Here is a 12,552-nt window from a genome sequence, read left to right as displayed (position 1 = left end):
CCGCGGCGGACCAGCGCCCGGTGTGGTGCTCACAGGGCGCTAACGGTCTGATGTCAGGCCTTGACGAGATCTTTGTGGGACCTGCAATGTCACAGTCCTCATTGCGAAGAGGAGGCGCGGATGCACAAGATCCGTGGCACGGCCCTCGCGGCCGTGATGGCGTCGCTGACCCTGCTGACCGCAGGCTGCGGACAGGGACTGCTCGGCAGTGACGACGCGGGTTCCGGTGAGAACAAGGACGAGCCGATCATACTCGGCATGCTGATCCCGCAGTCCGGCAGCGAGGCGGCGATCGGTCCGTACATGAGCAACGCCGCCCAGATGGCGGTGGACGAGATCAACGAGAAGGGCGGCGTGCTCGGCCGCAAGCTGGAGCTGAAGACCGCCGACGACGCCTGTGACCCGCAGACCGCGGCCGCCGGTGCGAACAAGCTGGTGACCGAGGGCATCGCCGTCTCGGTCGGCGGATACTGCTCCGGGGCCACCCTCCCCACGCTGCCGATCTTCAACAAGGCCGGCATCCCGATGGTCATCCCGGTGGCCAACTCGCAGGAGCTCGTCGACCAGAAGCTCAAGAACGTCTTCCTCATCAACGGCACCGGTGGGCAGCAGGCCGAGGCGGCCGCCGCCTGGATGACCAAGGACGGGGCGGCCAAGGCCGCCCTCATGCACGACAACACCAGCTACTCCAAGGACCTGGCGCTGCGCACCCAGAAGCTGCTCGACGAGCCGGGCGGCCCGGAGACCGCGATCCTGGAGGCGGTCACCCCCAAGGAGAGCGACTACAGCGCCAACATCAACAACGTGCTGGCCAAGAAGCCCGACTACGTCTACTGGACGGGCTATTTCCAGGAGGCCGGCCTGCTCGCCAGGCAGTTCCGCCAGGCGGGCTACGAGGGCAAGATCCTCGTCGGCGACGGCTCGGTCTCGCCCAAGCTGATCGAGATCGCCGGCGCCGAGGCCGCCGACGGCGTCTACGCCACGATGACCCAGACCCCGGAGACGCTCCAGGGCGCCGAAAGCTGGATCGCGAACTACAAGCAGAAGTTCGGCTCCGACCCCGGGCCGTACTCCAACCAGTCCTACGACGCCGTACGGCTCGCCGCCGAGGCGATCACCAAGGCCGGCGGCACCGACGGTGAGAAGGTCATCGCCGCCCTTGAGGCGATCGACGGGTTCTCGATGTTCTCCGGGCCGCTGAAGTTCACCCCCGAGCACACCCTGAGCACGGGCGGCTTCCAGATCCTGGTCGTCAAGGACGGCAAGTTCGTCCTGCAGGACCCCCTCCAGTAGGAACGATGACGCAACTGGTCTGGAACGGCCTCTTCGTCGGGTCGTTCTACGCGCTGGTGGCGCTCGGCTACAGCATGGTCTACGGGATCATGAAGTTGCTGAACTTCGCCCACGGCGACCTGTACATGCTCGGCGCGTTCACCGGCTTCGCCGTCCTCGGCGCGGCCGGTGGTGTGTCGGTGACCATGGCCCTGCCCCTGCTGCTCCTGGTGCTCGTGCTCACCATGGGCACCACCGGCCTCGCCGGGGTGCTGCTGGAACGGGTGGCCTACCGGCGGCTGCGCGGCGCCCCGCGGCTCTCGCTGCTGATCACCGCGGTCGGCGCGTCCTTCGCTCTGGAGTACGGCATGCGCGCCGCCGCCGGAGCCGACCCCAGGGTCTATCCGGTGCGGCTCGGCGGCACCTCGCTGGAGGTTCTCGGGGCCCGTGTCACCCTCCAGCAGCTCGCCCTGGTCGGTGTGGCCGTCGTCCTCATGGTCGGCCTGAACCTGCTGGTCACCCGGTCACGTGAGGGGCGGGCCATGCGGGCGGTCGCGCTCGACCCCCGGGCCGCCGCGCTCATGGGGATCGACGTGGACGCCGTCATCGCCCGGACCTTCTTCCTCGGCTCCGCCCTCGCCGGGGCCGCCGGGGTCATGGCCGGGGCCCACTACGGGAAGATCGACTTCATGATGGGCTTCCTGATCGGCCTGAAGGCGTTCACGGCGGCCGTCATCGGCGGCATCGGCAACATTCCCGGCACGATGCTGGGCGGGCTGCTCCTCGGCCTGCTGGAGTCGTTCGGCACGTTCTGGCTCGGCGGCGAGTGGCGCGACGTCTTCGCCTTCGGCGTGCTCATCCTGTTCCTGACCGTACGGCCGACGGGCCTGCTCGGCGAGCGCGTGACGGAGCGGGTGTGACCCGCCGGGGCGCGGGGCCGCGCTCGATCGCGTCACGCCTCGTCGACAGTCTGACGGAAAACCGGTGGATCGGTCTCGCGGGACTCGCCATCGCGCTGCTCGCGCCGTTCGTCAACGCGACGCCGTACGCGATCTCGGTGATGACCAGCGCGGCCATCTTCGTGATGCTGGCGGCCGGGCTCAACATCGTGGTCGGCTACTGCGGCCTCCTCGATCTCGGTTACGCCGCCTTCTTCGCGGTCGGCGCGTACACGAGCGGCGTGCTGTCCACCCGGTTCGATCTGCCGCTGGTCGCCACGCTGCCGGCCGTCCTGGTCGCCACCGTGATCGCCGGTGTGGTGATCGGCGCCCCGACGCTGCGGCTGCGCAGCGACTACCTGGCGATCGTGACGCTCGGCTTCGGGGAGATCATCCGGATCACCGTGACCAACCTCGACGTCACCGGAGGGCCGTCCGGCATCTACGGCATCCCGGGGCTGGCCGGCGATCGGATCTCCTTCTACTACCTGACCGTGCTGGTCGTCGCGGTCGCCGTGGTGGGCGCCGCCCGGCTCGGCAGGTCCCGGCTGGGCCGGGCGTGGCGGTTCGTCCGGGAGGACGAGGACGCCGCCGAGGCCATGGGCGTGCACACCTACAAGGTCAAGATGGCCGCCTACATCGCCGGCGCGATCTGGGGCGGGCTCGCCGGGGTCCTGTTCGCCGCGCACCTGTCGGCGATCGCCCCGTCGAGTTTCACGTTTCTGCAGTCCGCGCTGGTGCTGATGGCGGTCGTCCTCGGCGGCATGGGTTCGATCAGGGGGGTCGTCATCGGCGCCGTGATCATCAGTTTGCTGCCCGAGCTGCTGCGCGACCTCGCCGACTATCGCTTCGTCGCCTTCGGCGTGCTGCTGATCATCGTGATGCTGGTCCGGCCGCAGGGTCTGTGGCCGGCCCGGGCGCGGGAGGCGGCGCGATCGACGGCGCCCCGAGAGGCGGTGCGATGAAAGACCCCGCGAACGACCTCGTGAACGACCCCGTGAACGAGACGGTGAACGACCCGGTGAACGAGACGTCGGGCGGGCCGTTGGACCACCCGTTGCTGTCGATCGAGGACCTGCGCCTGTCCTTCGGCGGCGTGCTCGCGATCGACGGGCTGACCTTCGGCGTCGGCGAAGCCGAGATCGTCTCGCTGATCGGCCCCAACGGCGCGGGGAAGACCTCCGCCTTCAACTGCGTGACCGGCTTCTACCGGCCCACCGCCGGCGCCGTACGGCTGCGCGGGCGCGACATCACCGGGCTGCGGCCCTCGGCGGTGGCCGCACTGGGTGTGGCGCGCACGTTCCAGAACCTGCGCCTGTTCGGTGAGATGTCCGTGCTGGACAACGTCCGCGCCGGCACCCACCTGTGGATCAGGCAGAGCGTCTTCGACGCGCTGCTGCACACCCCGCGCTATCGCAGAGGGGAGCGGGAGATCACCGAGCAGGCCCACCACTGGCTGGACTTCGCGGGGCTGCGTGGCGACCGGTACGGCCCGGCCCGAGCCCTGCCGTACGGCGAGCAGCGGCGGGTGGAGATCGCCAGGGCGCTGGCCCGGCGGCCCGACCTGCTGCTGCTGGACGAGCCGGCCGCCGGGCTCAACCACGGCGAGAAGGCCGAGATGCTCGACCTCATCCGCCGCATCCGCGACCTGGGCGTCGCGATCGTGCTGATCGAGCACGACATGGGGCTGGTGATGGACGTCTCGCAGCGGGTGGTTGTGCTGAACTTCGGCCGGGAGATCGCCGACGGACCCCCGGAGGAGGTGCGGCGCGATCCCGAGGTCGTCGAGGCCTACCTCGGCAGGGACGCCGACGAGGCCGAGATCGAGCAGGCCAGGGCGAGCGTGGCGGGAGGACGCGACGATGGCGGCGCTTGAGATCGACGGTCTGGACGTCCATTACGGCGGCGTCCACGCGCTGCGCGGGCTGGCCCTCACCGTCGGGGAGGGGGAGGCCGTCGCCCTGCTCGGCAACAACGGCGCGGGCAAGACGACGACGCTGTCGGCCGTGTCGGGGCTGGTCCGGCCCACTGGGGGGAGGATCGTCTACGACGGGCGCGACATCACCGGTGCCAAGCCGAGTGCGATCGTGCGGCTCGGCCTGGTCCACGTCCCCGAGGGGCGGCGGGTGTTCAGCACGCTGAGCGTGCACGACAACCTCCTGCTCGGCGGCTACGCCGTCCGCGACCAGGCCGAGGTCAGGCGGCGGATCGACCGGGTGTACGCGCTGCTGCCCCGGCTGGCGGAACGCCGCGAGCAGCAGGGCGGCACGCTGTCCGGTGGCGAGCAGCAGATGCTCGCCATCGGCAGGGCGCTGGTCACCGGACCCCGGCTGCTGCTGCTCGACGAGCCGTCCATGGGCCTCGCCCCGCTGGTGGTCGCCGCCGTGATGGACGTGATCAGGGAGATCAACGCCGAGGGCACGGCCGTGCTGCTGGTCGAGCAGAACGCCAGGGCGGCGCTGAAGATCGCACACCGCGGGTATGTGATCGAGAACGGGGCATGCGTCCTCACCGGGACCGCCGCCGACCTGCGCGACGACGCGCGGGTCGCCGAGGCCTACCTGGGGGGCGTGTGATCGGCCACGACGTCCGTACGGGACGGGACGAGGAGAGGCCGGCTGAGGAACGGGCCACCCCACCTGGACGGGGACACGGTGGCCGGGCTGGTGCCGCCGGGCCGGGCCGTACAGGCTCTGCAGGACGCGCTGCGCGGCCGCCGGTCTGCTCGCCGACGCCCACCCGGTGTCCGGCCCGGCCTGGCGGCGGGCGGTCGAGGAGGCCGACCTGATCGCCTGCTGCACGACGGCGCGTACCCCGCCGTTCTCCGGTGACCTGGTCGGCGACGGCGCCGTGGTCGTCGCCGTCGGATCCCACGAACCCGGTGCCCGCGAGCTGGACGATGATCTCGTCGCGCGATCCACCGTCGTGGCGGAGGCACGTACGGCGGCTCTGGCGGAGGCCGGCGACCTGGTCATTCCGCTACGTGCGGGTAGGATCACGGCAGACCATCTCGCCGGCGATCTCGCCGACCTCACCACCGGCCGAGTGGCCTTCGGCCCGGGCCCCCGCGTCTTCAAGAGCGTGGGCATGGCCTGGCAGGACCTGGTGGTCGCCGTCACCGCTTACCGGGCGTGGAGGGGGGTCGCAGGCGAGCGCGAAGGAGGGTAGGGACATGACCGCGGACGGGCTCGTCCTGCCGCTGGTGGGCGAGCGGCAGAGCCTGCGCGAGCAGGTGGCGCAGGCGCTTCGTGACGCGCTGGTCGCGGGCGAGATGCGGCCGGGCCTGGTCTACTCGGCCCCGGTGCTCGCCGCGCAGTTCGGCGTGTCGGCGACCCCGGTCCGCGAGGCCATGCTCGACCTGGCCAAGGAGGGCCTGGTCGAGGTGGTGCGCAACAAGGGCTTCCGGGTGACCGAGATGACCGATCGCGACCTCGACGAGCTCACCCAGATCCGCGAGCTCATCGAGGTTCCTACGGTTGCCCGGCTGGCGGGCAGCCGCCCGGCGGCCGATTTCGAGGCCCTGCGCCCGGTCGCCGAGGAGATCGTGGCCGCGGCGCACAGCGGCGACCTGCTCGCCTACGTCAACGCCGACCTGCGGTTCCACCTGGGCCTGCTGGGCCTGTCGGGGAACGCCCACCTCGTCGAGGTGGTCCGCGGCCTGCGCGGCCGGGCCCGCCTGTACGGCCTGCGCGGCCTGGCCGAGCGCGGCGCGCTGGTCACCTCGGCCGGCGAGCACATCGCCATCCTGGACGCGCTGGTCGGCGGCGACGCCGCGGCGGCGGAGCGCGTGATGAGCCGCCACATCCGCCACGTCCGCGGCATCTGGGCCGACCAGCCGGAGGAGTAGGCGGACCGTCAGCCGGAGCGGGTGGCCCCGATCGAGGCGACGACGACGCAGCCGATCGCGGCCCACTCGCGGACCTGGAGGATCTCCCCGAGCACGAAGAGCCCGACCAGCGCGGCGACGGCGGGCTCGAGGCTCATCAGGATGCCGAAGACCCGTTTGGGCATGCGGCGCAGCGCCTCGAGCTCCAGTGAGTACGGAATGACCGAGGAGAGCAGGCCGATGCCCGCGCCGATGAGCAGGACGTCCGGCCGCAGCAGATCGGTCCCGCCCGACGCCACCCCGACGGGCGCGGTCACGATCGTGGCCACGATCATGGCCAGCGACAGCCCGCTCGTGCCGGGGAAGCGGGCCCCGGTCGCCGCCGACAGCAGGATGTAGGCGGCCCAGCAGGCGCCCGCCAGCGCGGCGAACCCGATGCCCGCCCAGCTCGTGTCGCCGGCCTGTCCCCAGGGGGCGAGCAGGATCACCCCGGCGCCGGCCAGCGCCACCCACAGCAGGTCGAGCCGCCGCCGGGAGGCGAAGACCGCGACGCCGAGCGGTCCGATGAACTCGATCGTGACGGCGATGCCGATCGGCAGCCGGGCCAGCGCCTCGTAAAACGAGAGGTTCATGATCCCGAGGCTCAGCCCGAAGACCGCTCCGACGGCGAGGTCCCGGCGGCCGAGCCCGCGCAGGCGGGGCGGGGCGAACGGGACGAGGATGGCCGCGCCGATCGCGATGCGCAGGAGGACCACGCCGCTCGGCGGCAGCTCGGCGAACAGGTTCTTGGCCAGTCCGGCCCCGAGCTGGACCGACAGGATGGCGAGCAGCACCAGTCCGGACGGCGGCACGGCTCCGGCCGCCGCGCGCAACGACGTGCCCGGCCGGGCCCGGCCACGGTACGGCTCGGCCGGACCCGGGAGGGACTCGGAGGTCATCCGGGCGACCCCATGGTCTTGCGCACCGTCATTCCCAGCGGAACGTCCGCGCGGCCAGGGCCAGCGTGCCCGCCGCCCAGCAGGCCAGCACGAGAAGCTGCGTCACCGGCAGGCCGCCGCCGCTCGTCAGCACCCCGCGCAGCCCGTCGGACAGCGCCGTGATCGGCAGCAGCGTGAGCACGTGCTGCACGCCCTCGGGGAACTTCTCGATCGGGAACACCACGCCGCCGAGCCCCAGCAGCACCAGATAGACGAGGTTGGCCGCGGCCAGCGTCGCCTCGGCCCGCAGGGTGCCCGCCATGAGCAGGCCGAGCCCGCTGAAGGCGGCCGTGCCGAAGAGGATCAGCAGCACCGTCCACAGCGGGTTGCCGCGCGGCGACCAGCCGAGCGCGACCGCCACCACGCCGATCACGATGACCTGGAGCACCTCGACGGCCACGACCGCCGCCGTCTTGGCCAGCAGCAGCCCGGTCCGCGACAGCGGGGTGGCGCCGAGCCGTTTGAGCACGCCGTACCGCCGCTCGAAGCCGGTGGCGATGGCCTGGCCGGTGAACGCGGTGGACATGACCGCGAGCGCGAGGACGCCGGGGGCGACGAAGGCGACCCGGGACCCGCCGCCGATGTCGATCAGCGGCGCCAGGGAGAAGCCGACCAGCAGCAGGATCGGGATGATCAGCGTGAGCACGAGCTGCTCGCCGTTGCGCAGCATGGCCCTGATCTCCGCGCCGGCCTGGGCGAGGACCATCCGGGGGAGCGGCGCGGCTCCCGGCCTGGGGGAGAAGTCGAGGGTGGGGATGGCCGCGGTCACCGCAGCTCCCGGCCGGTCAGCTCCAAGAACACGTCCTCCAGCGTACGCCGCTCGATGCGCAGGTCCTCCGTCGTGACGCCCTCGGCGGCGCACCACGCCGTGACGGTGGCCAGCATCTGCGGGCCGACCTGCCCCTCGATGATGTAGTGGCCGGACGGCGACTCCTTGGCGGCGCTGCCGGACGGGAGCGCGCAGAGCAGCTGGTCCACGTCGAGGCCGGGCCGGGCGCGGAAGCGGAGCTGGCGCTCCGCGCCGGTCAGCTCCCGCGGGGCGCCCTCGGCCACCACCCGCCCGTGGTCGATGACGACCACGTGGTCCGACAGCTTCTCGGCCTCGTCCATCTGGTGGGTGGTCAGCACCACGGACACGCCGGCGTCCCGCAGCCCGGTGACCACGTCCCAGCAGGCGTGCCGCGCCTGCGGGTCGAGCCCGGCGGTCGGCTCGTCGAGGAACACCAGCTCCGGCCGCCCGATGACGGCCGCCGCGAGCGACAGGCGCTGCTGCTGCCCGCCCGACAGCCGCCGGTACGGCGTACGCGCATGCTCGTTCAGGCCCAGCAGGGTGAGCAGGGCGTCCGGGTCGAGCGGGTGGGCGTAGAAGCGGGCGACCACCCGCAGCCACTCGCCGGCCCGCACGGCGGGCGGGACGCCGCCCGCCTGGAGCATGACCCCCAGACGCGGCTTCAGCGCGGGGTCGGCCGGGTCGAGGCCGAGCACCCGCACGGTCCCGCCGTCCGGCCGGCGGAAGCCCTCGCAGATCTCGATCGTGGAGGTCTTGCCCGCGCCGTTCGGCCCGAGGATCGCGGTCACCTCGCCGGCACGGCAGGTCAGGGTCAACCCGTCGACGGCCGTCTTGCGCCCGTACCGCTTGATCAGCCCGCGGATCTCCACGGCGTGCGGAGTGCTCACGTTCCGAGTCTAGGGAGCGGGTGCGGTGCCCCCGCAGCCGGAGCCGACCGCCGCCCGTACGTTCATGGTTAGGTAAGGCTACCCTGCGTGAGAAATCGCACTTAGATCGGTGTGACACTGGGTTTGTGACCCGGGAAGGAATTACGGCACACTGATGTTGTGAAATACGTGCCCGGGAGGACGAACGCCGAGGACGCCGCGCGGCGGCGGCCATCGGTCCTGCCCGCGCACACAGAACCCAATCAGGAACCCAGGCAGGAAACCAAGCAGGGGGACATCGGCAAGTACGGGGAGATCGGCAGCGAGCACAGCACCCGGGCCCGCGTCGCCAGGCTCATCCTGGAGCACGGTCCCGTCACCGCCGCCGCGCTAGGCGAGCGGCTCGGGCTGACCCCGGCCGCGGTGCGCCGTCACCTCGACGCGCTGCTCGCCGAGGGCATGATCGAGCCCCGTACGGCCAGGCCGTACGGCAGGCGGGGGCGCGGCAGGCCGGCGAAGACGTTCGCGATCACCGATGCGGGCCGCAGCGCTTTCGTGCACGCCTACGATGACCTGGCGGGCAGCGCGCTGCGCTTCCTGGCCGAGCGGCTGGGCGGGCAGGCGGTGTCGGAGTTCGCGCGCACCCAGGTGTCGGGCCTGGTGAACGCGTTGGACGAGGTCATGCGCGAGGTGCCCGCCGACCAGCGGGTCCGCGTGCTGGCCGAGGCGCTGTCGGCCGAGGGCTACGCTGCTTCCGCCAGCAAGACGGGCAGCGGCGGCGAGCAGCTCTGCCAGCACCACTGCCCGGTGGCGCACGTCGCGGCCGCGTTCCCCCAGCTGTGCGAGGCCGAGACCGAGGCGTTCGCACGGCTGCTCGGCACGCCGGTGCAGCGGCTGGCCACGATCGCCAACGGCGACGGGGTCTGCACCACGCACGTGAGCCCCCACGCGCTGGCCGGACGGCAGGCGCGTGCCCCCGAAGCGAGCACATCGACAATATCGACGAGCAAGGAGTCCGGAAGGTGACTGTCACCGACCGCCCGGAGCTGGAAGGCCTCGGGAATTACAAGTTCGGCTGGGCCGACACGGACGTGGCCGGTGCCACCGCCCGGCGTGGACTGTCGGAAGAGGTCGTCCGCGACATCTCCGCGCTCAAGAATGAGCCGGAGTGGATGCTCGACCTGCGTCTCAAGGGCCTCCGGCTGTTCAACAAGAAGCCGCTGCCGACCTGGGGCGCCGACCTCACGAGCATCGAGTTCGACAACATCAAGTACTTCGTCCGCTCGACGGAGAAGCAGGCCGCGTCCTGGGACGAGCTGCCGGCGGACATCAAGAACACCTACGACCGGCTCGGCATCCCCGAGGCGGAGAAGCAGCGCCTCATCGCAGGCGTCGCCGCGCAGTACGAGTCCGAGGTCGTCTACCACAAGATCCGTGAGGACCTCGAGGAGAAGGGTGTCATCTTCGTCGACACCGACACCGGCCTGCGCGAGCACGAGGACATCTTCAAGGAGTACTTCGGCTCGGTCATCCCGGTGGGCGACAACAAGTTCGCCGCGCTGAACACCGCGGTCTGGTCGGGCGGCTCGTTCATCTACGTGCCGCCGAACGTGCACGTAGAGATCCCGCTGCAGGCCTACTTCCGGATCAACACCGAGAACATGGGTCAGTTCGAGCGGACCCTGATCATCGTGGACGAGAACTCCTACGTGCACTACGTGGAGGGCTGCACCGCCCCGATCTACTCGTCCGACTCGCTGCACTCGGCGGTCGTCGAGATCATCGTGAAGAAGGGCGCCCGCTGCCGCTACACGACGATCCAGAACTGGTCGAACAACGTCTACAACCTGGTCACCAAGCGCGCCGTGGCGTACGAGGGCGCGACCATGGAGTGGATCGACGGCAACATCGGCTCCAAGATCACGATGAAGTACCCGGCCGTCTACCTCATGGGCGAGCACGCCAAGGGCGAGACCCTGTCGGTCGCGTTCGCCGGTGAGGGCCAGCATCAGGACGCCGGGGCGAAGATGGTGCACCTCGCGCCGAAGACCTCCTCGACGATCGTGTCCAAGTCGGTCGCGCGCGGCGGCGGCCGGACCTCCTACCGCGGCCTCGTGCAGATCGACGAGGGCGCCGCCGGGTCGGCCTCCACGGTCAAGTGCGACGCGCTGCTGGTGGACCAGATCAGCCGCTCGGACACCTACCCCTACGTCGACGTCCGCGAGGACGACGTGTCGATGGGCCACGAGGCCACGGTGTCCAAGGTGTCGGAGGACCAGCTCTTCTACCTGATGAGCCGCGGCCTGACGGAGGACGAGGCGATGGCGATGATCGTGCGCGGCTTCGTCGAGCCGATCGCGCGCGAGCTCCCCATGGAGTACGCGCTGGAGCTGAACCGCCTGATCGAGCTGCAGATGGAAGGAGCTGTCGGCTGATGGGCCTGGACACGAAGCCGCTGTCGACGCTGCACGAGATCTCGTCCTACAACGTGGCGGACTTCCCGGTGCCGACCGGGCGCGAGGAGGAGTGGCGGTTCACCCCGCTGTCCCGCCTGCGCGGCCTGCACGACGGCACGGCCGAGGTGACCGGCAGCGTCGTGGTCGAGGTGGACGCCGCGCCGGAGGCGACGGTCGAGACCGTCGGCCGCGAGGACGCCAGGATCGGCCGGGCGTACGTGCCGGCCGACCGGGTCAGCGCCCAGGCGTACTCGTCGTTCGAGAAGGCGACGGTCGTCACGGTGCCGCGCGAGGCCGTCACGTCCAAGCCGATCGTGATCGGCGTGCGGGGGACCGGCGGCGCCGGCGCCGGTGCGGCCTACGGCCACATCCTGATCGACGTCGGCCCGATGGCCGAGGCCGTGGTCGTGCTGGACCACCGCGGCAGCGCGGTCTACGCCGACAACGTCGAGTTCGACGTCGCGGAGGGCGCCACGCTCAAGGTGGTCAGCCTGCAGGACTGGGACGACGACGCGGTGCACGTCTCGCACCACCACGCCAGGATCGGCAAGGACGCCACGTTCCGGTCGTTCGTGGTCACCCTCGGCGGTGATCTCGTACGGCTGTCGCCCTCGGTGTCGTACACGGCGCCCGGCGGCGACGCCGACCTGACCGGGCTGTACTTCGCCGACGCCCGTCAGCACCTGGAGCACCGCCTGCTCGTCGACCACACCGTGCCGAAGTGCCGCAGCAACGTGACCTACAAGGGCGCGCTGCAGGGCGACGGCGCGCACGCGGTGTGGATCGGCGACGTGATCATCCGGGCCGAGGCCGAGGGCACCGACACCTACGAGCTGAACCGGAACCTGATCCTCACCGACGGCGCCCGCGCCGACTCGGTGCCGAACCTGGAGATCCTCACCGGCGAGGTCGCCGGGGCGGGCCACGCGTCCGCCTCCGGCCGAATCGACGACGAGCACATCTTCTACCTCCAGGCCCGGGGCATCCCGTTGGACGAGGCCCGCCGCCTGGTCGTGCACGGGTTCTTCGCCCAGCTGCTCGAGAAGATCGAGGTCCCCGAGATCCGGGAGCGGGTGCTCTCGGCGGTCGAGGCGGAGCTGGCCCGATGAGCGCGGAATGGGAGAAGGTCTGCGCGCTCGGCGACATCCCCGACGAGGGCGTCATCGGCGTGGAGGTCGGTGAGGTCCCGGTCGCGGTCGTCCGCGTTGGCGACGAGGTCTTCGCCCTGCACGACGTCTGCTCGCACGCCGAGGTGAAACTCAGCGAGGGCGACGTGTACGACCACACGTTGGAGTGCTGGCTGCACGGTTCGTGCTTCGACCTGCGCAGCGGCAAGCCGACAGGACCGCCCGCCACCAAGCCAGTGAACGTCTACCGAGTCAAGATCGAAGGCGATGACGTGTTCGTCTCGCTCTCGAAGGAGTAAA

14 protein-coding genes are annotated in these 12,552 nt (G+C 71.1%); 11 read left to right on the top strand and 3 right to left on the bottom strand.

Going from position 1 to position 12,552, the window contains the following annotated elements; translation table 11 throughout:
• Positions 1-120 precede the first annotated feature (120 nt).
• The 7 genes from AP234_RS24985 to AP234_RS24955 all read left to right on the top strand — a co-directional run bounded on the left by AP234_RS24985 (position 121) and on the right by AP234_RS24955 (position 6,057).
• A complete protein-coding gene (locus AP234_RS24985) occupies positions 121-1,293 on the top strand; it encodes a branched-chain amino acid ABC transporter substrate-binding protein (protein WP_055482157.1) in 1,173 nt (390 codons plus the stop codon).
• A 5-nt stretch (positions 1,294-1,298) separates the two neighbouring features.
• Entirely contained in the window at positions 1,299-2,192 is an 894-nt protein-coding gene (locus tag AP234_RS24980) for a branched-chain amino acid ABC transporter permease (RefSeq protein ID WP_055482156.1), read from the top strand.
• Complete coding sequence (locus AP234_RS24975) at positions 2,189-3,175, top strand: branched-chain amino acid ABC transporter permease (protein ID WP_083502404.1); 987 nt, start codon at positions 2,189-2,191, stop codon at positions 3,173-3,175. The genes AP234_RS24980 and AP234_RS24975 overlap by 4 nt, the downstream gene beginning before the upstream one ends.
• Positions 3,172-4,086 (top strand): ABC transporter ATP-binding protein, encoded by a 915-nt coding sequence (locus tag AP234_RS24970; protein ID WP_083502414.1) that lies wholly within the window; start codon positions 3,172-3,174, stop codon positions 4,084-4,086. The genes AP234_RS24975 and AP234_RS24970 overlap by 4 nt, the downstream gene beginning before the upstream one ends.
• Positions 4,073-4,786: an ABC transporter ATP-binding protein gene (locus AP234_RS24965; RefSeq protein ID WP_055482155.1), complete on the top strand. Its 714-nt coding sequence runs from the start codon at positions 4,073-4,075 to the stop codon at positions 4,784-4,786. The genes AP234_RS24970 and AP234_RS24965 overlap by 14 nt, the downstream gene beginning before the upstream one ends.
• Positions 4,787-4,952: 166 nt before the next feature.
• Positions 4,953-5,378 carry a hypothetical protein gene (locus AP234_RS24960; RefSeq protein WP_055482154.1) on the top strand — a complete coding sequence of 142 codons (426 nt, stop codon included), beginning with the start codon at positions 4,953-4,955 and terminating at the stop codon, positions 5,376-5,378.
• A gap of 4 nt (positions 5,379-5,382) precedes the next feature.
• On the top strand, positions 5,383-6,057 hold the full coding sequence (locus AP234_RS24955) for a GntR family transcriptional regulator (RefSeq protein WP_055482153.1): 675 nt from the start codon (positions 5,383-5,385) through the stop codon (positions 6,055-6,057).
• 8 nt (positions 6,058-6,065) lie between these two features.
• On the opposite strand, the gene AP234_RS24950 is transcribed toward AP234_RS24955, so the two are convergent.
• Genes AP234_RS24950 through AP234_RS24940 form a run of 3 tightly spaced genes read right to left on the bottom strand, consistent with a single transcriptional unit; the run spans position 6,066 to position 8,690 of the window.
• Positions 6,066-6,974 carry an EamA family transporter gene (locus tag AP234_RS24950; RefSeq protein WP_055482152.1) on the bottom strand — a complete coding sequence of 303 codons (909 nt, stop codon included), beginning with the start codon at positions 6,972-6,974 and terminating at the stop codon, positions 6,066-6,068.
• A gap of 28 nt (positions 6,975-7,002) precedes the next feature.
• Entirely contained in the window at positions 7,003-7,719 is a 717-nt protein-coding gene (locus AP234_RS24945; protein WP_055482218.1) for an ABC transporter permease, read from the bottom strand.
• A gap of 59 nt (positions 7,720-7,778) precedes the next feature.
• Positions 7,779-8,690: an ABC transporter ATP-binding protein gene (locus AP234_RS24940; RefSeq protein WP_055482151.1), complete on the bottom strand. Its 912-nt coding sequence runs from the start codon at positions 8,688-8,690 to the stop codon at positions 7,779-7,781.
• Positions 8,691-8,966: 276 nt separating this feature from the next.
• On the opposite strand from AP234_RS24940, the gene AP234_RS24935 reads away from it, so the two are divergent.
• Genes AP234_RS24935 through AP234_RS24920 form a run of 4 tightly spaced genes read left to right on the top strand, consistent with a single transcriptional unit; the run spans position 8,967 to position 12,551 of the window.
• The gene (locus tag AP234_RS24935; protein WP_200926699.1) at positions 8,967-9,695 is read left to right on the top strand and encodes a helix-turn-helix transcriptional regulator; all 729 of its coding nucleotides are present in this window, start codon (positions 8,967-8,969) and stop codon (positions 9,693-9,695) included.
• Positions 9,692-11,104, top strand: a complete 1,413-nt coding sequence (sufB, locus tag AP234_RS24930) for a Fe-S cluster assembly protein SufB (protein ID WP_055482150.1) — start codon at positions 9,692-9,694, stop codon at positions 11,102-11,104. The genes AP234_RS24935 and sufB overlap by 4 nt, the downstream gene beginning before the upstream one ends.
• Complete coding sequence (sufD, locus tag AP234_RS24925; protein WP_055482149.1) at positions 11,104-12,234, top strand: Fe-S cluster assembly protein SufD; 1,131 nt, start codon at positions 11,104-11,106, stop codon at positions 12,232-12,234. The genes sufB and sufD overlap by 1 nt, the downstream gene beginning before the upstream one ends.
• Complete coding sequence (locus tag AP234_RS24920) at positions 12,231-12,551, top strand: non-heme iron oxygenase ferredoxin subunit (RefSeq protein WP_055482148.1); 321 nt, start codon at positions 12,231-12,233, stop codon at positions 12,549-12,551. Before sufD ends, AP234_RS24920 begins: the two co-directional genes overlap by 4 nt.
• Position 12,552: the final 1 nt, after the last annotated feature.

Origin of the sequence: Sphaerimonospora mesophila (genome assembly GCF_001417795.1) — a bacterium.
Classification (GTDB): Bacteria; Actinomycetota; Actinomycetes; order Streptosporangiales; family Streptosporangiaceae; genus Sphaerimonospora; species Sphaerimonospora mesophila.
This window is presented reverse-complemented; position numbering and strand designations above follow the sequence as displayed.